The organism is Serratia sp. Je.1.23.a, assembly GCF_051129805.1.
Taxonomy (GTDB): Bacteria; Pseudomonadota; Gammaproteobacteria; order Enterobacterales; family Enterobacteriaceae; genus Serratia; species Serratia liquefaciens.
In genome coordinates this window covers 201,830-225,625 of sequence record NZ_JBCPSR010000001.1, presented here as the reverse complement: position 1 = coordinate 225,625, position 23,796 = coordinate 201,830, and the positions used below count along the sequence as shown (strand labels likewise).

Annotated in this window: 21 protein-coding genes; 10 read left to right on the top strand and 11 right to left on the bottom strand. The window is 54.1% G+C overall.

Annotation, left to right across the window (positions count from 1 at the left end):
* Nucleotides 1-48: 48 nt before the first annotated feature.
* Nucleotides 49-510, bottom strand: coding sequence for an Lrp/AsnC family transcriptional regulator (locus AAZT04_RS01085; protein WP_044548705.1), 462 nt, complete (start codon nucleotides 508-510; stop codon nucleotides 49-51).
* A gap of 122 nt (nucleotides 511-632) precedes the next feature.
* On the opposite strand from AAZT04_RS01085, the gene AAZT04_RS01080 reads away from it, so the two are divergent.
* On the top strand, nucleotides 633-1,673 hold the full coding sequence (locus AAZT04_RS01080) for a PLP-dependent cysteine synthase family protein (protein WP_020825500.1): 1,041 nt from the start codon (nucleotides 633-635) through the stop codon (nucleotides 1,671-1,673).
* Nucleotides 1,674-1,734: 61 nt separating this feature from the next.
* Here the strand turns inward: AAZT04_RS01080 and cof are convergent, their stop codons facing one another.
* A complete protein-coding gene (gene cof / locus AAZT04_RS01075; RefSeq protein WP_115059842.1) occupies nucleotides 1,735-2,559 on the bottom strand; it encodes an HMP-PP phosphatase in 825 nt (274 codons plus the stop codon).
* Between the two features lie 103 nt (nucleotides 2,560-2,662).
* Between cof and AAZT04_RS01070 the strand changes: the two genes are divergently transcribed.
* Nucleotides 2,663-4,411, top strand: coding sequence for an SgrR family transcriptional regulator (locus AAZT04_RS01070; RefSeq protein ID WP_434679510.1), 1,749 nt, complete (start codon nucleotides 2,663-2,665; stop codon nucleotides 4,409-4,411).
* A 97-nt stretch (nucleotides 4,412-4,508) separates the two neighbouring features.
* Nucleotides 4,509-5,207 carry a 7-cyano-7-deazaguanine synthase QueC gene (queC, locus tag AAZT04_RS01065; protein ID WP_020825497.1) on the top strand — a complete coding sequence of 233 codons (699 nt, stop codon included), beginning with the start codon at nucleotides 4,509-4,511 and terminating at the stop codon, nucleotides 5,205-5,207.
* 35 nt (nucleotides 5,208-5,242) lie between these two features.
* Here queC and AAZT04_RS01060 read toward each other — a convergent pair whose 3' ends face one another.
* From AAZT04_RS01060 to bolA, 9 genes are all read right to left on the bottom strand, one after another.
* Nucleotides 5,243-5,656: an acyl-CoA thioesterase gene (locus tag AAZT04_RS01060; protein ID WP_020825496.1), complete on the bottom strand. Its 414-nt coding sequence runs from the start codon at nucleotides 5,654-5,656 to the stop codon at nucleotides 5,243-5,245.
* 155 nt (nucleotides 5,657-5,811) lie between these two features.
* On the bottom strand, nucleotides 5,812-6,201 hold the full coding sequence (locus AAZT04_RS01055; protein WP_129982667.1) for a ComEA family DNA-binding protein: 390 nt from the start codon (nucleotides 6,199-6,201) through the stop codon (nucleotides 5,812-5,814).
* Nucleotides 6,202-6,340: 139 nt separating this feature from the next.
* Complete coding sequence (gene ppiD / locus AAZT04_RS01050; protein WP_020825494.1) at nucleotides 6,341-8,224, bottom strand: peptidylprolyl isomerase; 1,884 nt, start codon at nucleotides 8,222-8,224, stop codon at nucleotides 6,341-6,343.
* Nucleotides 8,225-8,406: 182 nt separating this feature from the next.
* The gene (hupB, locus tag AAZT04_RS01045) at nucleotides 8,407-8,679 is read right to left on the bottom strand and encodes a nucleoid-associated protein HU-beta (protein WP_434678704.1); all 273 of its coding nucleotides are present in this window, start codon (nucleotides 8,677-8,679) and stop codon (nucleotides 8,407-8,409) included.
* 216 nt (nucleotides 8,680-8,895) lie between these two features.
* Nucleotides 8,896-11,250: an endopeptidase La gene (lon, locus tag AAZT04_RS01040; RefSeq protein WP_434678702.1), complete on the bottom strand. Its 2,355-nt coding sequence runs from the start codon at nucleotides 11,248-11,250 to the stop codon at nucleotides 8,896-8,898.
* A gap of 194 nt (nucleotides 11,251-11,444) precedes the next feature.
* Nucleotides 11,445-12,716, bottom strand: a complete 1,272-nt coding sequence (gene clpX, locus AAZT04_RS01035; protein WP_020825492.1) for an ATP-dependent protease ATP-binding subunit ClpX — start codon at nucleotides 12,714-12,716, stop codon at nucleotides 11,445-11,447.
* Between the two features lie 163 nt (nucleotides 12,717-12,879).
* Complete coding sequence (gene clpP, locus AAZT04_RS01030; protein ID WP_020825491.1) at nucleotides 12,880-13,503, bottom strand: ATP-dependent Clp endopeptidase proteolytic subunit ClpP; 624 nt, start codon at nucleotides 13,501-13,503, stop codon at nucleotides 12,880-12,882.
* A 573-nt stretch (nucleotides 13,504-14,076) separates the two neighbouring features.
* Nucleotides 14,077-15,381, bottom strand: coding sequence for a trigger factor (gene tig, locus AAZT04_RS01025; protein WP_020825490.1), 1,305 nt, complete (start codon nucleotides 15,379-15,381; stop codon nucleotides 14,077-14,079).
* Nucleotides 15,382-15,747: 366 nt separating this feature from the next.
* Nucleotides 15,748-16,062: a transcriptional regulator BolA gene (gene bolA, locus AAZT04_RS01020; protein WP_004940361.1), complete on the bottom strand. Its 315-nt coding sequence runs from the start codon at nucleotides 16,060-16,062 to the stop codon at nucleotides 15,748-15,750.
* Nucleotides 16,063-16,427: 365 nt separating this feature from the next.
* Here bolA and AAZT04_RS01015 point away from each other — a divergent pair, with 365 nt between their 5' ends.
* From AAZT04_RS01015 to cyoE, 7 genes are all read left to right on the top strand, one after another.
* Nucleotides 16,428-17,006, top strand: coding sequence for a lipoprotein (locus AAZT04_RS01015; RefSeq protein WP_006319785.1), 579 nt, complete (start codon nucleotides 16,428-16,430; stop codon nucleotides 17,004-17,006).
* A gap of 53 nt (nucleotides 17,007-17,059) precedes the next feature.
* On the top strand, nucleotides 17,060-18,538 hold the full coding sequence (ampG, locus tag AAZT04_RS01010) for a muropeptide MFS transporter AmpG (protein ID WP_020825489.1): 1,479 nt from the start codon (nucleotides 17,060-17,062) through the stop codon (nucleotides 18,536-18,538).
* A gap of 439 nt (nucleotides 18,539-18,977) precedes the next feature.
* The gene (gene cyoA / locus AAZT04_RS01005; RefSeq protein ID WP_041414273.1) at nucleotides 18,978-19,925 is read left to right on the top strand and encodes a cytochrome o ubiquinol oxidase subunit II; all 948 of its coding nucleotides are present in this window, start codon (nucleotides 18,978-18,980) and stop codon (nucleotides 19,923-19,925) included.
* A 4-nt stretch (nucleotides 19,926-19,929) separates the two neighbouring features.
* Nucleotides 19,930-21,921 carry a cytochrome o ubiquinol oxidase subunit I gene (gene cyoB, locus AAZT04_RS01000; RefSeq protein WP_427692032.1) on the top strand — a complete coding sequence of 664 codons (1,992 nt, stop codon included), beginning with the start codon at nucleotides 19,930-19,932 and terminating at the stop codon, nucleotides 21,919-21,921.
* Entirely contained in the window at nucleotides 21,911-22,528 is a 618-nt protein-coding gene (locus AAZT04_RS00995) for a cytochrome o ubiquinol oxidase subunit III (protein WP_334647699.1), read from the top strand. Before cyoB ends, AAZT04_RS00995 begins: the two co-directional genes overlap by 11 nt.
* Entirely contained in the window at nucleotides 22,525-22,863 is a 339-nt protein-coding gene (locus AAZT04_RS00990) for a cytochrome o ubiquinol oxidase subunit IV (protein WP_020825485.1), read from the top strand. Before AAZT04_RS00995 ends, AAZT04_RS00990 begins: the two co-directional genes overlap by 4 nt.
* 17 nt (nucleotides 22,864-22,880) lie before the next feature.
* On the top strand, nucleotides 22,881-23,771 hold the full coding sequence (cyoE, locus tag AAZT04_RS00985; protein ID WP_020825484.1) for a heme o synthase: 891 nt from the start codon (nucleotides 22,881-22,883) through the stop codon (nucleotides 23,769-23,771).
* The last annotated feature ends 25 nt before the right edge of the window (nucleotides 23,772-23,796 follow it).

Genomic DNA, 23,796 nt, shown 5'->3' with positions numbered 1-23,796 from the left:
CTCAGCAGAGTAGGATACCACCGTTACTTTGCCAATTTGGTGAACTTTTCACTCAGGAACCGGCAGGGCGGTGGTGTATTTGATTTTTTCCATCGCGAAGCTGGAAGTGACGTCGATCAGCCCAGGTACCCCGTTCACCAAACGCTTGTAAAAGCTGTCGTAGCTCTTCATATCTGCCACTTCGACCTGCATCAGGTAATCGTACTCCCCCGCCATGCGGTAAAATGCCAGCACCTCCGGCATCTGCTGGGTCAGTTGCACGAACGTCTGATACCACTCGCTGCTGTGCTGCTGGGTTTTGATCAGCACAAATGCCGTCAGGCCCAACCCGAGTTTTTCATTATCCAGCAGCGCGACCCGCCCACGGATATAGCCTTCCTCTTCCAGCCGTTTCAGCCTTTTCCAGCAAGGCGTCGACGTCAGATTGACCGCATCGGCCAGCGCCTGCAGCGGCTGGGTGCAGTCCTGTTGCAGCATGCACAGTAACTTACGGTCTGTTTTATCTAACATATCGTCAACCAGGAGAAAAATTTTCTCTCATTAAGCGATTAAACAGGAAAAATGGCAATCCTTTTTTCCCGGCGGCAGGCTATATTATGCAGCAAATAAGCCCCCTATTCTGAGGCCAGACGATGACAAACTCTTGGGTAAAATATGCTATCGGTGAAATAGAAGCGGATTTCCAACGCTCCGCCGACACGCACCTGATCCGCCTGAACCTGCCCGAATTTCCCGGTATCTGCCTGTACCTGAAAGATGAAAGCACTCACCCGACCGGCAGCCTGAAGCATCGGCTGGCGCGCTCGCTGTTCCTGTACGGCCTGTGCAACGGCTGGATCACCGAAAACACCACGATTATCGAAGCCTCTTCAGGTAGCACCGCCGTGTCCGAAGCTTACTTCGCCCGGCTGATTGGCCTGCCGTTTATTGCCGTGATGCCTTCCTGCACGGCGCGCCGCAAGGTTGAGCAAATTGCGTTTTACGGCGGCCGCTGCCATTTCGTCGATCACGCGGCACAGATTTACGCGGTCTCCGAGCAGTTGGCGCAAGAACTGAACGGCCACTATATGGATCAGTTCACCTACGCCGAACGCGCCACCGACTGGCGCGGCAATAACAATATCGCCGACAGCATCTTCCGCCAGATGGCGCGTGAACCCTTCCCTGTCCCTAAACATATCGTGATGAGCGCGGGCACCGGCGGTACATCTGCAACGCTGGGACGCTATATTCGCTATCAGGGGCACGACACCCGCTTGACGGTCGTCGATCCGGAAAACTCGGTATTCTATGATTGTTTCCACCAGCGCGATCGCACCTTGATCGGCAGTTGCGGCAGCAGGATCGAAGGTATTGGCCGCCCGCGCGCCGAACCCTCGTTTATCCCGTCGGTGGTCGACAGCATGCTGCGCGTTCCGGACGCGGCCAGCGTTGCTACCATTCATTGGCTGGAAACGGTACTGGGCCGTAAAGTGGGCGCCTCCACCGGCACTAATGTGTGGGGCGCGCTGCAATTGGCGAAACAGATGCGGGAAAATGGCGAACAGGGTTCTATCGTCACCCTGCTATGCGACAGCGGTGAGCGCTATCTGGATACCTACTACAACCCTGAATGGGTGAGAAACAATATCGGCGATCTGACCCCGTATCTGGCGCAACTGGCAGACTTGTAATCGCACCCGGCAGGCGAAAAAAAGCCGGGTAAGTCATACCCGGCCGGCTGCTAATAAAGCCTCATAATTCGGGGGAATAGGTGAGGTAAGGTGAACGCAGCCAATGTTGCAAATAGTGAGCCACCGCCTGCTGTTCGCAATGGCCGATAACCTGTAGTTGTGGCAGTGAAGACTTCAGCTGCGGCAGGGCATTGCCCATCACCACGCCGTGCCCTACCGTCGCCAGCATTTCCCTGTCGTTCATGGCATCGCCAAACGCCATGCAGTCCGCCATCTTCAGCCCCAGATGGCGGCTCAACGTATCCAGCGCGGTGCCTTTGTTACACCCCAACGGCAAGACCTCCAGGCATTCATAGGCAGAGAAACAGAGATCAACGCGTGTTCCAAACTGTTCCCGTAGCTGAATCTGCAGCTTAAGCAGTTCCACATGTGGTCCAACGAAGCACACCTTGCTGTTGCCGAATGCCGGTAAACGACGCACTTCGGTAAGCTGATAACGGAAGCCGCTCAGATGATGAGCCCGCAACATTTCTTCCGGTACCGCAAACTCGGTCATCCAGCCTTCGTCTCGGAAGACGTGCATGCTGGCAACCGTATGCCAATGGGTGTGCAGCACCTCTTCGGCTATGTCAGCAGGCAAATCGGTGGCGTGAAGTTGTTGCCCCAGATGATCGTAAACCCGCGTACCGTTGCCTGTAATCAGATAGCCTTGCAGACCCAGTTGCGCCATGATCGGCTGCGCGTCCAGGTAGTGACGCCCGGTAGCGAAGGTGACAACCATCTCCCGTTCAACCAGTTGCTTTAGCACCGCCAGAGTTTCCGGCCCGACCCGGTGATCCGGTGTCAACAATGTGCCATCCATATCAAAAGCCGCCAGGCGATACATAAAGACCTCATGAATGTGAACGCGATTACAGTCCCTGCAGTATGAGATGGTATTTACGGAAGTAATAGTGAACAATTCTGGAAAACTGTTCCGGATTTCCATCATGCGCCTGACCCATCGTCTCAGCCAGTATCAACGCCTGTATCAACAGCTCGGCGCTGCGCCGGTGGCCATCACCATCGGCGAACTCGCAGCCCTGTTCTATTGCAGCGAACGCCATGCTCGCACGCTGGTACAACAGCTACAGGATCAGGGCTGGCTAAGCTGGCATTCACAGCCCGGTCGCGGCAAGCGGGCTCGCCTGCAGTGTTTGAAAACCCCGGACGAGCTGCGCGCCGCACACTTGCAGCGCTTACTGCATGACGGCGACCACCAGGGCGCGTTGGAAATGGCGCAGTTGGCGCCGCAGCATTTGCAGGAGTTGCTCAGCCCGCATCTCGGCGGCCAGTGGCAAGCAGGCAGCCCAACGCTGCGTATCCCCTATTACCGCACGCTGGAATCTCTGGATCCACTGACCCTGACCGGCCGCGCCGAACAACATTTGGTTGCCACCCTGCATGCCGGGCTGACGCGCTTCATTACCGGCAATCCTGAACCGCAATCCGATCTGGCCCATCACTGGCAAATCAGCCATGACGGCCTGCGCTGGCAGTTCTTCCTGCGCAGTCAATTGCGCTGGCACAACGGTGAAATGCTGACCGGCCAGCAGCTGTTGCAAACGCTGGAAAAGCTGCAACGACACCCTCGCAGTCGCCCCAGCCTGGCCAACGTTACGGCCATCAGCCTGCCGCATGCGCTGTGTCTGCAGTTTGATTTACAGCATCCCGACTACTGGTTGGCGCATCGTCTTGCGGAATTGCCTTGCCTGCTAACCCACCCGGAGGCCGCAGGCATTGGCGCTGGCCCTTTCAAACTGACGCTAAACGAGGCGCATTTGGTACGGCTGGAACAGCATCCGTTTTACCATTTGCAGCATCCTTATCTTGAGAGCATCGAGTATTGGATCACCCCGGAGCTACAGGTCGACGCGGCTTACACCAGTTGCCAGCACCCGGTGCGCATAACCATCGGCCAGCAGGAAGAGATGGCGCTGGCACGGCCGGTGCAACGCAGCATGAGCCTGGGCTGGTGCTATCTGGCGGTCAATTTGAAACACGGCGTGCTCAACGAAGCCCAGGGCCAAAAACTGCTGATGTTGATCCAGCAATCTGGCCTGTTGGCCAATCTGCCGGTACCAAACAGCGTCATCACCCCCAGCCACGAAATGCTGCCAGGCTGGGCCATCCCTCGGCATCAGGTCGATGATGAGATAGCCCTTCCCGCCAACTTGACGCTGCTGTATCGGCCACCGGTAGAACTGGAAACGTTCACTGTGGCTCTGCAGCAGCTTTTGGCACGCCACGGTTGCGAGCTGGAACTGCGTTATTACGCGGGTAAACGCTGGCAAAGCGCCGAACAAATCGAACAGGCCGACCTGCTGCTGGCCGATAACCTGATCGGTGAGTCACCGGAAGCGACGCTGGAAAGCTGGCTGCGGCAAGATACGCTGTGGCGCGGCATTCTGCCCGACGATCGCTGGCGACATCAGCAGCAGACGCTGCAGCAGATCCAACAGTTACCTGCACAGCAACCGCGTTATGAGCAGTTGAAAGAGTATTATCAGCAGCTGATGAGGGTGGCGATCATCACGCCTTTGTTTCACTATCAGTATCAAATTAGCGCACCGCCGCGCATTCATGGGGTTACCCTGACCGCCCATGGCTGGTTCGATTTCTGCCAGGCCTGGCTGCCGCCGCCGCTGGACTCGACAGAGCCGCTTTCCCCAGACTTAATGGGCCCGGCCCAGCGGTAACCCGCTATTTCTGCTACCATTGCTGCCGCAACGCATTTTTATCCTACCGCCCGAGTGTTCATCGGGTAGGGTCTCAGCACTAAATTGAGGTAATTTTATGAAACGCGCGGTTGTCGTTTTCAGCGGTGGACAAGATTCCACGACCTGCTTGATTCAGGCATTGCAACAGTACGACGAAGTTCACTGCGTCACCTTCGATTACGGTCAGCGCCATCGCGCCGAGATTGAGGTGGCTCAAGCGCTGTCGGTGGCCCTTGGAGCCAAAGCGCATAAACTGCTGGACGTTGGCCTGCTCAATGAACTGGCGATCAGCAGCCTGACCCGTGACAATATCCCGGTTCCGGCTTACGGCAGCACCGAGGCCAATGGGTTGCCGAGCACTTTCGTGCCGGGCCGTAATATTCTGTTCCTGACGCTGGCGGCAATTTATGCCTACCAGGTCGAAGCCGAGGCGGTGATCACCGGCGTTTGCGAAACCGATTTTTCCGGTTATCCCGACTGCCGCGACGAATTTGTCAAAGCGCTGAACCAGGCAATAGTGCTGGGCATCGCACGCGATATCCGTTTTGAAACGCCACTGATGTGGCTGAACAAGGCTGAGACCTGGGCACTGGCAGATTACTACCATCAGTTGGATCTGGTTCGGCAGGAAACCCTGACCTGCTACAGCGGTATTAAAGGCGATGGCTGCGGTGAATGTGCCGCCTGTCACCTGCGCGCCAACGGCCTGACGCAATACCAAATCAACAAAGCGGAAGTGATGGCGAGCCTGAAACAGAAGACCGGCCTGGTCTGAGTGAATAACGGCGGCAAACATTGCCGCTCGTTGCTTTACCCTTCTTCCGACAGCGTGAGCACCTGAAGGTGTTCGCGCAGTTGCCCTTCAATCGGCAACGCCCGCTGAGTTTTCAAATCGACGCAGACAAAGGTCAGCATCGCATCCGCGACCGGCGCGCCCGTGGCATCCTGCGTCACTTTTTGGCTCAGCACACCGCTTTTACCGTTAAGCTGCACCATCTGACTGTCGATACGCAACTTGTCCCCCAGCACCGCCGGCGTGCGGTAATTGATATTGATATTAACCACGATAAAGGCGATGTTGTTTTCCGTCATCCAACGGAAGCCCTCCTGGTTCTCCAGCCAATCCCAGCGCGCCTCCTCGAGAAATTCGAGATAGCGTGCATTGTTAACATGTTGGTAAACATCGAGATGATAACCACGGACTTTGATAAAGGTCTGATGCATAGGGAACGGCCACTCCTGCCTGGTGATTAGAGAAAGAAGGAGCCACTGATGGCTCCTTCACCCGTTTGGTCAAGTCGCCAAACTGGTAAGACCTGTAAAATGTAGCAGAGGAAAAAGGGCTGCATCGGCACTTTGCCATGCAGCCGTGATAGATATCACATTTTGAGCCGCGCACGGTTCCGTTCAAACAGGGCGGGCCCAATACCCGGCACTTCCTGAAGCTGCTCAATCTGCGTAAAAGGACCATTCTGCTCACGGTAGCGCACGATGCTTTCCGCTTTCTTCAAACCCACCCCCTTCAGTACACTGGCCAACTGCTCGGCATCGGCCTGATTGATACTGACCGATGCCTCATCGCCGATGCCGACTGCGGCTTCAGTGCCTTGCCCTGCTTTCACCGCCGGTGCTGATAATACCGGCTGACCGGTCGCGCTCTTTTCCTCAGCGGCCATCGATGGCCCGGCCAAGCCTATCAGGGCCGCGGCCAGCAAAACTTTGAGGCTGAAACCATATCCATTAACCGCATTCATTTCTGCAAGTTGCATGCTGTATCCTCCTTGTGTTTAACAGCAAGCTCACCTTGCCGCAGCGGATGAACTTCAGCAATTGGCGGATAACAGATATGGAAAAGGCCGCGAAAGCGGCCTTTTGGAATTGCATTGCGTTGCAGAAAACTGCGGCGCGTTACTGAGGCTGTTGCTGCTCAGCGGCACCCATGGTGATTTTGGCTTCTTTACGCAAGCTGGCCAGCAGCGAGTCAAAGGAGACGCCGGTAGCGCCTTCTTCCATTTTGCTGACGAAGGTTTTCATTTCGTCTGCGGACAGGCTGCCTGGCGTCACGGCATCAAGTGCAATCAGCACCACGTTGTCCTGACGGTCTTGCGACATGCCGTATACCGGTTTGCCTTCCTGCGGGTGCGGCAGCGCGAACACGCTCTGCACCAGTTGGCTGTCTTCCGGCGCGCGTGCCATCTTCTGCACGCTGCCAAAGCTCAGGCCGGCCGCTTTCATCGCTTCGTCGCCCTTGCCCTGTTTCAGCTCAACCAACAGCTTTTCGCCCTGCAGTTTCGCTTCCTGTTCGGCTTTGTTGCGCTTGACCAATTCCGCCACGCGATCTTTTACCTGATCGAACGGCTCAATGCCTTCTGGCTTGTGGCCTGAAACGCGGATCACGAAGGCACGGTCGCCATCAACGGTGATTACATCGGAGTTGCTGCCCGGAGAGCCGCCTTCGCCAATCAGTGAACCGTCGAAAATCGACTGGACGACAGGTTTGAAGTTCAGCGCAGCCGGAATGTTGTCGCGGGTGAACCAATCGGTCTGAGTCGCTTTCACACCGGCGGCTTCTTCGGCTGAGGCCAGAGATTCGTTATCGCTGGTCGCCGCTTCACTCACCTTTTGCTGCAGCGCGTAATAGGCGTCTACCGCCTTCTCCTGCTTAACCTGCTTAGCGATGGCATCACGCACTTCGCTAAGCGGCTTCACTTTTTCCGGCTCGATGTCGTTCAGACGTACGACCAGATAGCCCACAGAGGACTTCACTGCACCGGAAAGCTGGCCTTTTTCGGTCAGGTTTGCCTGTTTCAGCTCGTCTGCCGTGGTGTCCGGTTCCAGCCAGCCCAGCTCGCCACCGGTACGGCGTGAGATGATGTCGGTGGATTTTTCTTTCGCCAGGGTGGCGAAATCGCCGCCTTTTTTCAGCTCGTCCAGCACCGCATTGGCTTCCGCCTCGGTTTTCAGCTGGATCACGCTGTAATTCTTGCGCTCAGGCTGGCCGTAGCTGCTTTTGTGCTGGTCGTAATAGGCGCTGATATCCGCATCGGCTACCGTCACCTTGTCCTGCATAGAGGCGGCGTCCATCGGAATGTAGCTTACTTTGACCTGCTCCGGCGCAATAAAGCTGTTCTTGTTCTGGCTGTAGTAGTCTTTCAGCTCGTCGTCGGTCACGGTCTGCTTGGCCTGCAACGCTTTCAGATCCAGCGTAGCCAGGCGCACATCGCGCTGCTGCAGCACCAGTGACGTCATCCCTTGCGCTTCGGTTGGCAGGATGAAACCTGACTCGCCGAAGGCCTGGATCACCTGCTGATTAACCAACTGCTGACGCATTGACTGCGCAAAGTTATCGGCGGTGTAACCCATGCGGCTAATCAGATCGAGATATTTAGCGTTATCGAACTGGCCGTTTGTCTGGAAGTAAGGCGCTTTACGGATGGCTTCTTTCACCTGATCGTCGCTGACGCTCAGGCCTAATTTCTTGGCATATTGGTCCAGCAGCATGTTGTCGATCAGCTGTGACAGTGCCTGATGGCGCATCTGCTGCATATAGCCTTCGTTGCCCGCCAGTACGGAGAACTGGTCACCCAACTGTTGCTGCATGCGGCTGCGTTCGCTTTGGAAAGCCTGTTCCAGCTGAGCACGCTCGATCACCTGGCCATTGACCTTCGCTGCATAATCACCGGCACTCCCCTGATAGCTGACCACCCCTGTCAAAAGAAATGACAAAATGATCAAGCCCAGGATGATTTTGAGCACGACGTGATTAGCTGCCGCGCGTAAATTGTCCATCATAGTGTGACAACACTCCGCTGTGATGTGGATTAAAAACACCCTTGTGCAGGCGCGTTCCCTGCGACAAAAATAAAAAAAGCGCATCAATCTGATGCGCCTTATATCTTACCTTACCAGCACCGTTGCGTCAGGTGATTGTTTATTGCTAAACCCTGCAACGCTAAACGGTTAGACGCAAACAATCAGTTTACTGCGTCTTTCAGCGCTTTCCCTGCACGGAAGGCCGGAACTTTGGCTGCCGCGATTTTGATCTCTTTACCGGTCTGTGGGTTACGGCCAGTACGGGCAGAACGCTCACGCACGGTGAAAGAACCGAAACCAACCAGCGCCACGTCATCCCCTTCCTTCAAGGATTCGGTAACAGATGCAATCACTGCATCTAAAGCACGCACAGCTGCCGCTTTGGAAATATCAGCACCTGCGGCAATTTTGTCGATCAGTTGTGACTTATTCACTCTATCATCCCCTCTAGAATTCAATCGTCGCACCGGAAAATCCCTACGGTTGCGACAGCGCAGCTGTTATATCAATCCCATCGAACCTTGGCAAGCCACCGAAAGCGTGACAAAACGCGGGCCGACAGCTTTCTAACTTAGCGGTACAAAAAAAGACTGGCAAGTCCGAAATGACTTGCCAGCATAAGTTTTATCAATGGTTTTTGCGATTCGTCACTATTTTGCCGCTACCGGCAGTGCGCCGAAGGCCGGATTCTCCAACGCAAGGTTCAAAACCTCATCGATTCGCTGCACCGGATGAATCTCCAGATCGGCGATAACATTGTCCGGAATTTCTTCCAAATCGCGCTTGTTCTCATACGGGATCAGCACGGTTTTGATGCCGCCGCGATGCGCAGCCAACAGTTTCTCTTTCAAGCCACCAATCGGCAGTACCTGACCACGCAAGGTGATCTCACCGGTCATTGCCACATCGGCACGAACCGGGTTACCGGTCAGGCAAGACACCAGCGCGGTACACATAGCGATACCGGCACTCGGGCCGTCTTTCGGCGTCGCACCTTCCGGTACGTGCACGTGAATATCGCGCTTCTCGTAGAAATCAGCGTTGATACCCAGTTTGTCTGCACGCGCACGGACCACGGTCAGCGCAGCCTGAATCGATTCCTGCATCACTTCACCGAGAGAACCGGTGTAGGTCAGTTTGCCTTTGCCCGGCACGCACGCGGTTTCGATAGTCAGCAGATCGCCGCCCACTTCCGTCCACGCCAGGCCGGTGACCTGACCCACTCGGTTTTCGGTATCGGCACGGCCATAGTCAACGCGTTGCACACCCAAATAATCTTTCAGGTTGTCGCCGTTGATCTCGATATGCTTGATCTTCTTGTCCATCAGCAGCGTTTTCACCGCTTTACGGCACAGCTTGGAGATTTCACGCTCCAGGCTACGCACCCCGGCTTCGCGGGTGTAATAGCGGATAATGCCAATGATGGCGCTGTCGTCGACCGTCAGCTCACCTTTTTTCAGGGCGTTACGCTCAAGCTGCTTCGGCAGCAGGTGCTGCTTGGCGATATTGAGCTTCTCGTCCTCGGTGTAGCCGGACAGGCGAATCACTTCCATACGGTCCAGCAACGGCGCAGGAATGTTCATCGAGTTCGAGGTAGCAACGAACATCACGTCGGACAGATCGTAATCCACTTCCAGGTAGTGATCGTTAAACGCCACGTTCTGTTCCGGATCCAGCACTTCAAGCAATGCCGAAGCCGGATCGCCACGCATGTCGGAAGACATCTTGTCGATTTCGTCCAGCAGGAACAGCGGGTTTTTCACCCCGACCTTGGCCATTTTCTGGATCAGTTTACCCGGCATCGAGCCGATGTAGGTACGACGGTGACCGCGAATTTCCGCTTCGTCACGCACGCCGCCCAGCGCCATACGCACGTACTGGCGACCGGTCGCTTTGGCGATCGACTGCCCCAACGAAGTTTTACCTACGCCAGGAGGCCCCACCAGACACAGGATAGGCCCTTTGATTTTGCTTACGCGGCTCTGTACTGCGAGATACTCAAGAATACGGTCCTTGACTCGCTCCAGGCCATAGTGATCGATATCGAGCACTTCTTGCGCTTTAACCAGGTCTTTTTTAACCTTGCTGCGCGCATTCCACGGCACCTGCAGCATCCAGTCGATGTAACCACGGACCACGGTCGCTTCCGCAGACATGGGTGACATCATTTTCAGCTTTTGCAGTTCCGCCTCGGTTTTTTCACGCGCGTCTTTCGGCATTTTCGCCGCTTCAATCTTGCGCTTCAGCGCTTCATGCTCGTCCGGCGCGTCATCCATCTCGCCCAGTTCTTTCTGAATCGCCTTCATCTGCTCATTCAGATAGTACTCGCGCTGACTTTTTTCCATCTGCTTTTTGACGCGGTTACGGATACGTTTTTCAACCTGAAGCAGGTCAATTTCCGATTCCATCATCGCCATCAGGTATTCCAGACGTTCGGTGATATCGAACATCTCCAGTACCGACTGCTTGTCGCTGAGTTTCAGCGGCATGTGCGCGGCGATGGTATCCGCCAGGCGTGCAGCATCGTCGATGCTGTTCAATGACGTCAGCACCTCCGGTGGAATTTTTTTGTTCAGTTTGATGTAGCCTTCAAACTGATTGATTGCGGTGCGCACCAGGACTTCTTGTTCACGTTCGTCAATCGCCGGTGACTCAAGATATTCTGCCTGGGCGGCAAAGTGCTCGCCGCTATCGGAAAGCGTAGTAATACGTGCCCGCTGCAGGCCTTCTACCAGCACTTTTACCGTGCCGTCTGGCAGTTTTAGCATCTGTAAAATCGACGCTACGGTGCCGACAGAGAACAAGTCATTAATGCCAGGTTCATCCGTTGAGGCCTCTTTCTGTGCCACCAGCATGATCTTTTTATCATGATCCATTGCTGCTTCGAGGCACCGAATCGATTTTTCCCGGCCAACAAATAACGGGATCACCATGTGCGGATAAACCACCACGTCGCGCAACGGCAAGACGGGGATTTCAATGCGTTCGGAACGCTCAGGGTTCATAGAGCTCTCTCTTAAGTTTAACTTCCGCCAGGTTGAGGGGAATCTCATGAGACGCAAGCATCAAACGTTTCATAAAATCTGGTTAATGAGTATATGGGGATGAATCTCTTACATTCAACGGCAAGAATGCAGGAAAAAGAAATGGGGGATAAAATCCCCCATTTTCGCATTAACTTTCTGGTTTGACTGGCGAATTATTCGCCTGAAGCCTGAGCTTCCGGTTTGCCGTAAATCAGCAAAGGCTTGGACTGGCCGGCGATAACCGATTCATCGATCACCACTTTATCGACGCTGTCCATAGATGGCAGGTCATACATGGTGTCCAGCAACGCGCCTTCTACAATGGAGCGCAGACCACGTGCACCGGTTTTACGCGTCATGGCCTTCTTGGCGATGGCGTTCAGCGCTTCTTCACGGAACTCCAGCTCCACGCCTTCCAGATTGAACAATGCCTGATACTGTTTGGTTAAGGCATTTTTCGGCTCTTTCAGGATCTGGATCAGCGCTTCTTCGCTCAGTTCGCTCAGAGTTGCCACGACTGGCAGACGACCGATGAACTCAGGAATCAGGCCAAACTTGATCAGATCTTCCGGCTCAGCCTGCAGCAGCAGTTCGCCTTCGGTCGCTTTCTCAGCTTCACCCTTCACGGTCGCGCCGAAGCCGATACCGGAACCGGTATTGACGCGCTGACCAATCACCTTATCCAGGCCGGCAAATGCGCCGCCGCAGATAAACAGGATTTTCGAGGTATCAACCTGCAGGAATTCCTGCTGAGGATGCTTACGGCCACCCTGCGGCGGAACCGCGGCAATGGTGCCTTCGATCAGCTTCAACAGGGCCTGCTGCACGCCTTCACCCGACACGTCACGGGTGATGGACGGATTGTCTGACTTACGGGAAATCTTGTCGATCTCATCGATGTAGACAATGCCGCGTTGTGCTTTCTGCACGTCGTAGTCGCACTTCTGCAGCAGCTTCTGGATGATGTTCTCCACGTCCTCACCCACATAACCGGCTTCGGTCAGCGTGGTGGCGTCGGCCATGGTGAAAGGCACGTCCAGGAAGCGCGCCAGCGTTTCTGCCAGCAGGGTTTTACCGCTACCGGTCGGGCCAATCAGCAGAATGTTGCTTTTGCCCAACTCGATACCGTTGCTGGTATCGCCGTTACGCAGGCGTTTGTAGTGGTTATACACCGCTACCGCCAGCACTTTTTTCGCCTGCTCCTGGCCAATGACATAGTCATCCAGGTGGTGGCGAATTTCGTGCGGCGTCGGCAGCGCACTGCGCTCACGATGCGGGGCAACTTCTTTAATCTCTTCGCGAATAATGTCGTTACACAGGTCAACACATTCATCGCAGATATACACTGACGGACCGGCAATCAGCTTACGCACTTCATGCTGGCTTTTGCCGCAGAAAGAGCAGTACAGCAGCTTTCCTGAACCGTCTTTGCGCTTATCTGTCATCAGTAAACCTCTTCTTTAGTCTTTGTCCCGCAGGAATATCACGGCGGCAGTGCGCCCAAAACGCATACCGGGAACGCCGATTATGCTCACCAGAGCGAGCTGCGCCCGCTCTGATTACTATAGCCTATCGGCTCGCACATATACCTCGCCAGCCGCGTGGTACTTACTTGCGGTGCGTCAGAATGCCGTCAACCAGACCGTATTCTACCGCTTCTTCCGCGGTCATAAAGCGATCGCGCTCGGTATCGCGTTCGATCTGCTCCAGTGACTGGCCGGTATGTTCTGCCATCAGCTCGTTCATGCGTGCCTTCACCTTCAGGATTTCACGCGCATGGATTTCAATATCCGTCGCCTGGCCCTGATAACCGCCCAGCGGCTGGTGGATCATCACGCGTGAGTTCGGCAAGCAGAAGCGTTTGCCCTTGGCACCTGCGGTCAGCAGGAAAGAGCCCATCGAGCACGCCTGGCCCATACAAATGGTGCTGACGTCCGGCTTGATGAACTTCATGGTGTCATAGATTGACATGCCGGCGGTGATCACGCCACCCGGGGAGTTAATGTACAGGTAAATGTCTTTTTCCGGGCTTTCCGCTTCGAGGAACAGCATCTGCGCCACAATCAGGTTGGCCATGTGATCTTCGACCTGGCCGGTCAGGAAAATAATGCGCTCTTTCAGCAGGCGGGAATAGATGTCGTAAGAACGCTCCCCGCGTGAAGTCTGCTCTACCACCATCGGCACCAGGGCCATGTTAGGTGCAAATTGATCTCGTTCGCCACTGTATGACATTACCGTCTCCTAATAGAAATTGCCTTGGCGGCCAGGGTTACACCCTATTACACCGATTCTACTTGAGAACGGTCATGATGACTATGCTCAAGCATTCGACCCGCGCCACACGTACCCGACGGTTTTTCTCATACCGCGCACTCTGGCAAACAGCCCATACCCATCATCTTTCAAGTCGCAGCGTTCAAATCTGTTCCCGACAGATTTGCCGCTCACCCCAGTGACTTACTCGAGTAAGCGCCTGAGGATGAGCAAGCTGGGCGGCAAGCTGGGCGCCTGACTGCGACTTGAAAGCTATAGGGTATATATACATTTTACAGATTGGGGCCGCTGACAGAATTTCAAGCCCAACTGCGTATTTTAACGCGGCCAGCATTGTCGACGATGACCATCATGCCAGACTGTCCCAAGAGCAACAGGGTAAATATAGTGCATATTGTCACGCTTAACCTGAGATTAATCAGCTACGTGGCAAAAAGAAAAGCCCGCAACCGAAGGTTACGGGCTTTTTTAACGCCGGGACCGGCAAGCCAGCCCCGAAGGCGCGTTAGATTGCGCCCTGGCGTACAGACATTACGCCTGTTGAGTCTGGTTCATCAGCTCGCTGAAGGTAGTGGCTTTTTCAGTCACTTTCGCTTTTGCCAGCAGGGCTTCAACCGCTTGTTCTTCCAGAGCAACGTTGCGCATGTTGTTCATCAGCTCTTTGTTTTTGCTGTAGAACTCAACAACTTCACTTGGATCTTCGTAAGCGGAGGCCATTTCTTCGATCAGCGTCTTAACGCGATCTTCGTCAGCTTTCAGATCGTTGGTGCTGATCACTTCGCCCAGCAGCAGGCCAACAACTACGCGACGCTTAGCCTGCTCTTCGAACAGTTCGCGTGGCAGTTCCAGCGCTTGCTTCTCGTTGCCGCCGAAACGCTGTGCAGCCTGACGGCGCAGAACGTCAACTTCGCCGTCGATCAGCGCAGCAGGAACGTCGATTTCGTTAGCGCTGACCAGGCCGTCGATTGCCTGAGTCTTGATGCGGTTACGCACTGCGCCTTTCAGCTCGCGCTCCATGTTTTTACGCACTTCAGCACGCAGGCCTTCGATAGAACCATCAGCCACGCCGAAACGTTTGATGAATTCTTCAGTCAGCTCTGGCAGCTCACGCTCTTCCACTTTCTTCAGAACGATAGCGAATTTAGCCGCTTTGCCCTTCAGGTTTTCAGCGTGGTAATCTTCTGGGAAGTTAACGTCGATAGTGAATTCTTCACCGGCTTTATGACCGACCAGACCTTCTTCGAAGCCTGGGATCATGCGGCCCTGGCCCATAGCCAGTACGAAGTCAGAGGCTTTGCCGCCTTCAAACTCTTCGCCATCGATAGAACCGGAGAAATCTACGGTTACGCGGTCTTCAGCTTGCGCTGCGCGATCGCTGTCTTTCCAGGTCGCCTGCTGCTTGCGCAGGGTGTCCAGCATGGTGTCAACGTCGGCGTCGTTAACTTCAACAACCGGCTTCTCAACTTCGATGCTGTCCAGGCCTTTCAGCTCAACTTCCGGATACACTTCGAATTCAACCGCGAAAGTGAAATCTTCACCTTCTTTGTACTCGCCCGGCACGTAGTTTGGTGCGCCGGCCGGATTGATCTTTTCTTTGATGATCGCATCAACAAAGCTGCGTTGCATCGCTTCGCCCAGCACATCTTGACGAACGGAAGCGCCATAACGTTGCTCAACGATGTTCATCGGTACATGGCCTTTACGGAAGCCATCGATACGAACGCTTTTTGCCGCGTTGATCAGCTCTTTTTTAATAGCCTGCTTGATAGTATCAGCGGGTACAGTAATAGAGAGACGGCGCCCAAGGCCTTGAGTGGTTTCTACTGAAACTTGCATCTTGTTACCTCAAAAAAATCACAGTGCTCGGTCAACTCCGTTCCAAGAACCAGGACGGCTACATTACAGAACCGAGTTTCCTGATGACAGAAGCGTCCCGAAACCATTCCGGAAAAATAAGACGCGACATTATAGCGGCGCAAGCGGAGCGAGTCGAGGAAAGCAAGGCGGCGGCGGCGCGCTAAAACTCACACTTTTGCCGATTTGATCGCCAAAAGGCCGCCGAAGCCGACCCGGCCTTCGCTGCATTACGCATCGGCTATGTCGTCGTCAAAAACAGAAACGGCCCGCAGGCCGTTCCAAAATTCGTCTGTAGTAATACCCCAAATCGTGGTCAAAGTTCCACTGATACCGCAAATTTAGCCGTCAGGCCAAGGTTCCGGCCCCACGACAAGGCGGAGACGCCGGCACGGTATCCTGCAACCCTTCCCACTCTTTCAGGGTGTAGGTGTGCAACGCCAGCGCATGTACGCCATCCGCCAACTCCTCTGACAGCACGCCGTAAATCGAACGATGCCGCGTCAGGAAGCGTTCGCCAACGAAGCGATCGCTAACCAATACCACCTTGAAATGGCTTTCTGAACCCGCCGGAACGTTATGACGATAACTTTCATCAACGACTTCCAGATACGCGGGCTCAAACGCCGCCCTTAACTTTGCTTCTATTTGCTCGCGAATCATAGGATCTCCTTACTACACCGGCAGAGGACCGCCCCCATCTATTTCAATCTTAGCCGCTTTCGTCCCTTTTAGACCATTCCTCAGGTAAATTTCTCTTTTTTGCGGACAAAAAACGGTCAACATCCGCCGTCGCTTGAGGTTTATCTGATTGAGACGGCCAAAAAAGCATGTTTTTATCAACGGCAGGTAAAAATTTGTCACTCCATTGCGTTCTGCGCTTCCTCCGGCCGGCGGCGATGCTATGATGTCGACAATTTGTTGTTGGCTATCCCGCTCTGATTATTACAGAAAGCTTGCTCAAACCCGCTTCGTTAATATCGGCAGTTTGCGGCGGCTTAAAATCCATCGAGAATGAGACAGTAACTATGTTAAAAAAACTTTGCCTTCCACTGTTGGCCGCACTGATGCTGGCCGGCTGTGCCACCAGCAGCAACACCCTGAACGTGACGCCGAAGATCGTCCTGCCGCAGCAGGATCCGACCCTGCAGGGCGTGACCATCAGCATTAACGGCGCGGATCAGCGTCAGGACCAGGCGCTGGCGAAAGTGAACCGCGACGGCCAGTTGGTCACGTTGACGCCATCACGCGATCTGCGCTTCTTGCTGCAGGAGGTGCTTGAGAAACAAATGGGCGCACGCGGCTACATGATTGGCGCTGACGGCGCAGTTGATCTGCAAATCGTGGTCAATAACCTGTATGCAGACGTCTCCGAAGGCAACCTGCGCTACAACATCACCACCAAGGCCGATATTTCTATTACCGCCCAGGCCAAAAACGGCAACAAGCAGGTGAAAAACTATCGTTCAACCTATAACGTTCAGGGTGCCTTCACGGCAACCAACGAGAAAATCACTAACGCGGTCAACACCGTGTTGGGCGACGTTATTGCCGATATGGCGCAAGACACCAGCGTCAACGACTTCATCAAGCAAAACGCGCGTTAATCCGCGAACGCCTTGTGCCGCCCGAACCATCGGGCGGTGCAGACAGGGAACTCATGTCGAAACAGTATCTGAATATCTTTACCCAGCGTAATTCCGCCATCCTCCTGCTGCTGGGCTTCGCGTCGGGTCTGCCCTTGGCACTGACCTCCGGCACGCTGCAAGCCTGGATGACCGTCGAAAACATCGATCTGAAAACCATCGGCATTTTTTCGCTGGTCGGTCAGGCCTATGTGTTCAAATTCCTCTGGTCGCCCTTTATGGATCGCTACACCCCGCCCTTTCTCGGGCGTCGGCGCGGCTGGCTACTGATCAGCCAGCTGTTGCTGGTGGTGTCAATTGTGGCGATGGGATTTATGCAGCCGGCACAGCACCTGTGGTGGCTGGCGGCATTGGCGGTACTGGTGGCGTTCTGTTCTGCGTCACAGGATATTGTTTTTGACGCCTATAAAACCGATCTGCTGAGCGCAGAAGAGCGCGGCACCGGTGCCGCCGTCTCGGTATTGGGTTACCGGCTGGCGATGCTGGTGTCCGGTGGGTTGGCGCTGTGGCTGGCGGACCGCTACTTAGGCTGGCAGTCGACCTATTGGTTGATGGCCGGTTTGATGTTGATCGGTATTGTTGCCACCCTGCTGGCGCCTGAACCCGACGACAGCATTCCGGCACCGCGCACCATGGAGCAGGCGGTAGTCGCTCCGCTGCGTGATTTCTTTGCGCGTAACAATGCCTGGCTGATTTTACTGCTGATCGTGATGTACAAGATGGGCGATGCCTTTGCCGGCAGCCTGAGCACCACCTTCCTGATCCGTGGCGTCGGCTTCGATGCCGGTGAAGTCGGTCTGGTCAACAAAACGCTCGGCCTGTTCGCCACCATCGTCGGCGCGCTGTTTGGCGGCGTGCTGATGCAACGCCTCAGCCTGTTCCGTGCCCTGATGCTGTTCGGCATTCTGCAGGCGGTTTCCAATCTCGGCTATTGGATACTGGCGGTCACCGATAAAAACATCATGACCATGGGCAGCGCCATCTTCCTGGAAAACCTGTGTGGCGGCATGGGCACCGCGGCCTTTGTCGCGCTGCTGATGACGCTATGCAACAAGTCATTTTCCGCCACCCAGTTTGCCCTGCTGTCGGCGTTATCTGCCGTCGGACGGGTATACGTCGGGCCGATTGCCGGATGGTTTGTTGAAGCACACGGCTGGCCACTGTTCTATTTATTCTCGATCGTTGCCGCGGTGCCTGGTCTGCTGCTGTTGCACCTGTGCCGTCAGACGCTGGAATATACTCAACGTACAGATAACTTCATGCCGCGTACCGAATTCCGCCAATTTTACCGCTGGGCATTGCGCCTGCTGACGGTTGGCTGCTCCTTGCTGGGCCTGTGGCTGCTCCTGCTTATCACCAATGCGCTCGACTGGACCCTCTTGCCGAACCTGGCCGATCGGTTACTGCAGATGGGCGCCGCGCTGAGTCTGGTAGGTATTGCGATGGGGAGCCTGCTGGACTATCTGGCACTGCGTCGAACCCGGCTGGCCTGATCGAGTCGACCGGCCATCGTGCCGGTCGACAAAAACGCATCAGAGTGATGTATTTATTTAGTTAAAAAATATAATTCCTGTCCAAATTATTTTTTTATCCGAGTACGGCGCTCGGAAATAAAATTAAATTCACCTTTAAGACACAATTATTTTACATTAAATAAACCTTTCATTCGTATTTCAAAAAAACGTTTTCACCTGCAAGATTCATCATACCTTTAGTTTTCCTTAACATACGAATTACCCGGAACGATTCAGCGCGCCAACGCGTTGTTGCCATTAGTAAATTGTCACGTAGCGTGACATCTGTGACACCCTTAACAGAAAGTGTCAACAAGGCGCTGACACTCCCTTAAGCATGTTTACAGTACTGCAACCTTCCCGTAAAATGCCCGCACACATGAAACGACAATAGAGCCTTTGTAATTGAGGTCGTTAGATGAGACTTAAGAAATACAATAAAAGTATTGGGATGTTGTCATTAATTGCCTCCACTGTAATGCTCAGTGGTTGCAATATGGTATTGATGAATCCCAAAGGAGCAATTGGTGTTGAGCAACGGACACTGATTATCACTGCAATCGCATTGATGTTGATCGTAGTGATACCAGTTATCTTTATGGCGTTCGCCTTTGCCTGGAAGTACCGTGCTTCCAACAAAGACGCCAAATACAGTCCGAACTGGTCACATTCCAACAAGATCGAAGCGGTCGTCTGGACCATTCCTATCATTATCATCGCCATCCTGGGCACCATTACCTGGAAGACTACCCACGAACTGGATCCGTTCAAGCCGATTGTCACTGACAAAAAGCCGATGACGATCGAAGTGGTGTCGCTCGACTGGAAATGGCTGTTTATCTACCCGGAACAAGGTATCGCGACGGTTAATGAGCTGGCCTTCCCTAAAGATGTTCCAGTCGAATTCAAGATCACCTCTAACTCGGTAATGAACTCGTTCTTTATTCCTCAGTTAGGTGGGCAGATTTATGCGATGGCCGGGATGCAGACCAAACTGCACCTGATCGGCAATGAAGCAGGCAAATACGACGGTATTTCTAGCAGCTTCAGCGGTCGCGGGTTCTCCGGCATGAAATTCACCGCCATTGTCACCCCAACCGAAGGCGACTTCGATCAATGGGTTGCCAAGGTGAAAGCATCGTCGAATAACCTAAACGCCACCAGCGACTTTAACAAACTGGCAGAGCCGAGTGAAAACAACCCGGTCGAGTACTTCTCCAGTGTCAAACCGAATTTGTTCAAAGAAACTATTGGCAAATTCATGGGTGATATGGACATGCACAAAGGCGCTACCGCGCACGAAGGTATGGACATGAGCCAGGGTATGGACATGGGTGAACATGCTCACGCCGGAGCCGAGGAATAAACTGATGTTGGGAAAATTAACGATTGATGCGGTTCCGTACCACGAACCGATCATCATGGTCACCGTTGCTGCAATTGTTATTGGGGGCCTGGCACTGCTGGCGCTGATAACCTATTTCGGCAAGTGGAAATGGCTATGGAGCGATTGGTTGACTTCGGTTGACCATAAAAAAATTGGTATCATGTACATCATCGTGGCAATGGTTATGCTGCTGCGTGGTTTTGCCGATGCCATCATGATGCGTAGTCAGCAGGCGCTTGCGTCCGCCGGCGAGGCCGGATTCCTGCCACCGCACCACTACGACCAAATCTTCACCGCCCACGGCGTCATCATGATCTTCTTCATGGCGATGCCTTTCGTGGTCGGTCTGATGAACGTAGTGGTACCTTTGCAAATCGGTGCGCGCGACGTTGCCTTCCCGTTCCTGAACTCCCTGAGCTTCTGGTTCTTCGTGGTGGGCGTAGTGCTGATCAACATCTCTCTGGGGGTTGGTGAGTTCGCGCAGACAGGTTGGCTGGCGTATCCGCCGCTGTCGGGCAAGGAATACAGTCCTGGCGTCGGGGTCGACTACTGGATCTGGAGTCTGCAGATTTCCGGTATTGGTACCCTGTTGACCGGTGTGAACTTCTTCGCCACCATTCTGAAGATGCGTGCTCCTGGCATGCCTCTGATGAAGATGCCGGTGTTCACCTGGGCAGCTCTGTGTACTAACGTCCTGATCATCGTTTCTTTCCCAATTCTGACCGTAACCATCGCGTTGCTGACCCTGGATCGCTATCTGGGCACCCATTTCTTTACCAATGATATGGGCGGCAACATGATGATGTACATCAACCTGATTTGGGCCTGGGGTCACCCAGAGGTGTATATCCTGGTTCTGCCGGTGTTCGGTGTGTTCTCCGAAGTCACCGCGACCTTCTCGAGAAAACGTCTGTTCGGCTATACCTCACTGGTATGGGCAACCATCGCGATTACCGTTCTGTCGTTCATCGTATGGCTGCACCACTTCTTTACCATGGGGTCCGGCGCGAACGTAAACGCCTTCTTCGGTATTGCCACCATGATCATTTCCATCCCTACCGGGGTGAAAATCTTCAACTGGCTGTTCACCATGTACCAAGGCCGCATTCAGCTCAACTCCGCTATGCTGTGGACCATCGGCTTCATCATCACCTTCTCCGTGGGTGGTATGACCGGTGTTCTGTTGGCCGTGCCGGGCGCGAACTTCGTGCTGCACAACAGTCTGTTCCTGATTGCCCACTTCCATAACGTTATCATTGGTGGTGTGGTGTTCGGTTGCTTCGCGGGCCTGACCTACTGGTTCCCTAAATCCTTCGGCTTCACGCTGAACGAAAAATGGGGTATCCGTGCGTTCTGGTTCTGGATCATCGGCTTCTTCGTGGCCTTTATGCCGCTGTATGCTCTGGGCTTTATGGGTATGACTCGTCGTATCAGCCAGAACATCAACCCAGAGTTCCACCCACTGCTGCTGGTAGCGGCTGGCGGCGCGGCTCTGATTGCCTGCGGTATCCTGTGCCAAGTGATTCAGGTGTTCGTCAGTGTGCGTGACCGTGAGCAGAACCGTGACCTGACCGGTGACCCATGGGGTGCTCGTACGCTGGAGTGGTCGACTTCGTCTCCACCGCCGTTCTATAACTTTGCCGTAGTGCCACAGATTCATGACCGTGATGAATTCTGGGACATGAAAGAAAAAGGCGTAGCTTATAAGAAACCGGCTAAATACGAACCGATTCATATGCCGAAGAATACCGGTGCCGGTGTGATTATTGCTGGCTTCAGCCTGGTATTTGGTTTCGCGATGATCTGGGACATCTGGTGGATGGCGATCGCTGCCTTCATAGGTATGATCGTGACCTGGATTGCCAAGAGCTTCGATGAAGATGTTGATTACTATGTGCAGGTTGATGAGATCGAGCGCATTGAAAACCAACACTATGAACAAATCAGCAAAGCAGGCGTGAAACATGTCAACTGATACTCTGACTAACCATAACGCAGCCCATGCAGAGCATGGGCACCACGACGCAGGAGAGACCAAAGTCTTCGGATTCTGGATCTACCTGATGAGCGACTGTATTTTGTTTGCGAGCTTGTTCGCGACTTATGCAGTACTGGTGAACGGGACCGCTGGCGGTCCCACTGGCAAAGAAATCTTCGATCTGAAGTTTGTCTTGGTTGAAACCTTCCTGCTGTTGTTCAGCTCCATCACCTACGGTATGGCGATGATCGGCATGAACAAAGGCAAGGTTAGCAGCGTTAACACCTGGCTGTTCCTGACCTTCCTGTTCGGTCTGGGCTTCGTCGCGATGGAAATCTACGAATTCCATCACCTGATCGTTGAAGGCAATGGCCCGGATCGCAGTGCGTTCCTGTCCAGCTTCTTCGCGCTGGTTGCGACCCACGGTCTGCACGTAACTACCGGTCTGGTTTGGATCGTCATCATGATGATTCAGGTCAGCAAGCGTGGCCTGACCGCAACCAACAAAACCCGTTTGATGTGCCTGAGCCTGTTCTGGCACTTCCTGGACGTGGTCTGGATCTGCGTCTTCACCGTTGTTTACCTGCTGGGGGTTATGTCATGAGTCATTCATCCCATGAAACTTCTCACGGCGGCGCAAGCCACGGTAGCGTCAAGACCTATCTGATCGGCTTTATTCTGTCGATCATCCTGACGGTGATTCCATTTGCGATGGTGATGAGCGGTACCGCCTCTCACTCAACCATCCTGGCGGTTGTTGTTGGTATGGCAGTGATTCAGGTCGTCGTTCACCTGATTTACTTCCTGCACATGAATACCTCATCGGAAGAGCGCTGGAACCTGGTGGCATTGCTGTTCACCGCTATGATCATCGGTATCGTTGTTGTGGGTTCACTCTGGATTATGTACAACCTCAACATCAATATGATGGTCAGTTAAGAGTCGAGCTGCACGTGATGATTAAGCAATACCTGCAAGTAACTAAACCAGGAATTATTTTCGGCAATTTAATTTCTGTCGTCGGGGGATTCCTGTTGGCTTCCAAAGGAAGCATCGACTATCCCCTGTTTCTCGCCACCCTGGTGGGTGTCTCGTTGGTTGTCGCTTCGGGCTGTGTGTTTAACAACTACATTGACCGCGACATCGACAAGAAAATGGAGAGAACGAAGAATCGGGTGCTGGTAAAAGGCCTGATCGCGCCGAGTGTAAGCCTGGTTTACGCTACCGCCCTGGGTATTGCGGGCTTTGCGTTGCTGTATATTGGCGCCAACCCGCTGGCCATGTGGCTGGCGGTGATGGGCTTTGTGGTTTATGTCGGCGTCTACAGCCTGTACATGAAACGCCACTCGGTATATGGCACGCTGATCGGCAGCTTGTCGGGCGCTGCACCACCGGTTATCGGTTACTGTGCAGTCACCAACGAGTTCGATGCCGGTGCGTTGATCCTGCTGGCTATCTTTAGCCTGTGGCAGATGCCGCATTCCTATGCGATTGCCATCTTCCGCTTTAAAGATTACCAGGCGGCCAACATTCCGGTACTGCCTGTCGTCAAAGGCATCTCGGTGGCGAAGAACCACATCACCGTCTACATCGTGGCATTTATGGTTGCTACGCTGATGCTGACTTTGGGCGGCTACGCCGGCTACAAATACCTGATCGTCGCTGCGGCGGTGAGCGTTTGGTGGCTGGGGATGGCGCTGCGTGGTTACAAAGCCGAAAATGACAGCGTTTGGGCACGCAAACTGTTTGTGTTCTCGATTGTTGCCATTACCTCGCTCAGCGTGATGATGTCTATCGACTTCAGCGCTTCGGCCTCGCCGGAAACCTTGATGACTTACGTCTGGTAAGCCAAATCGTCTGTGAATGGGCCGC

Bases quoted from the DNA above. Each gene is read 5' to 3' on its own strand.
- AAZT04_RS01085 (WP_044548705.1), bottom strand. From the start codon at position 510: ATGTTAGATAAAACAGACCGTAAGTTACTGTGCATGCTGCAACAGGAC.
- AAZT04_RS01080 (WP_020825500.1), top strand. From the start codon at position 633: ATGACAAACTCTTGGGTAAAATATGCTATCGGTGAAATAGAAGCGGAT.
- cof (WP_115059842.1), bottom strand. From the start codon at position 2,559: ATGTATCGCCTGGCGGCTTTTGATATGGATGGCACATTGTTGACACCG.
- AAZT04_RS01070 (WP_434679510.1), top strand. From the start codon at position 2,663: ATGCGCCTGACCCATCGTCTCAGCCAGTATCAACGCCTGTATCAACAG.
- queC (WP_020825497.1), top strand. From the start codon at position 4,509: ATGAAACGCGCGGTTGTCGTTTTCAGCGGTGGACAAGATTCCACGACC.
- AAZT04_RS01060 (WP_020825496.1), bottom strand. From the start codon at position 5,656: ATGCATCAGACCTTTATCAAAGTCCGTGGTTATCATCTCGATGTTTAC.
- AAZT04_RS01055 (WP_129982667.1), bottom strand. From the start codon at position 6,201: ATGCAACTTGCAGAAATGAATGCGGTTAATGGATATGGTTTCAGCCTC.
- ppiD (WP_020825494.1), bottom strand. From the start codon at position 8,224: ATGATGGACAATTTACGCGCGGCAGCTAATCACGTCGTGCTCAAAATC.
- lon (WP_434678702.1), bottom strand. From the start codon at position 11,250: ATGAACCCTGAGCGTTCCGAACGCATTGAAATCCCCGTCTTGCCGTTG.
- clpX (WP_020825492.1), bottom strand. From the start codon at position 12,716: ATGACAGATAAGCGCAAAGACGGTTCAGGAAAGCTGCTGTACTGCTCT.
- clpP (WP_020825491.1), bottom strand. From the start codon at position 13,503: ATGTCATACAGTGGCGAACGAGATCAATTTGCACCTAACATGGCCCTG.
- tig (WP_020825490.1), bottom strand. From the start codon at position 15,381: ATGCAAGTTTCAGTAGAAACCACTCAAGGCCTTGGGCGCCGTCTCTCT.
- bolA (WP_004940361.1), bottom strand. From the start codon at position 16,062: ATGATTCGCGAGCAAATAGAAGCAAAGTTAAGGGCGGCGTTTGAGCCC.
- AAZT04_RS01015 (WP_006319785.1), top strand. From the start codon at position 16,428: ATGTTAAAAAAACTTTGCCTTCCACTGTTGGCCGCACTGATGCTGGCC.
- ampG (WP_020825489.1), top strand. From the start codon at position 17,060: ATGTCGAAACAGTATCTGAATATCTTTACCCAGCGTAATTCCGCCATC.
- cyoA (WP_041414273.1), top strand. From the start codon at position 18,978: ATGAGACTTAAGAAATACAATAAAAGTATTGGGATGTTGTCATTAATT.
- cyoB (WP_427692032.1), top strand. From the start codon at position 19,930: ATGTTGGGAAAATTAACGATTGATGCGGTTCCGTACCACGAACCGATC.
- AAZT04_RS00995 (WP_334647699.1), top strand. From the start codon at position 21,911: ATGTCAACTGATACTCTGACTAACCATAACGCAGCCCATGCAGAGCAT.
- AAZT04_RS00990 (WP_020825485.1), top strand. From the start codon at position 22,525: ATGAGTCATTCATCCCATGAAACTTCTCACGGCGGCGCAAGCCACGGT.
- cyoE (WP_020825484.1), top strand. From the start codon at position 22,881: ATGATTAAGCAATACCTGCAAGTAACTAAACCAGGAATTATTTTCGGC.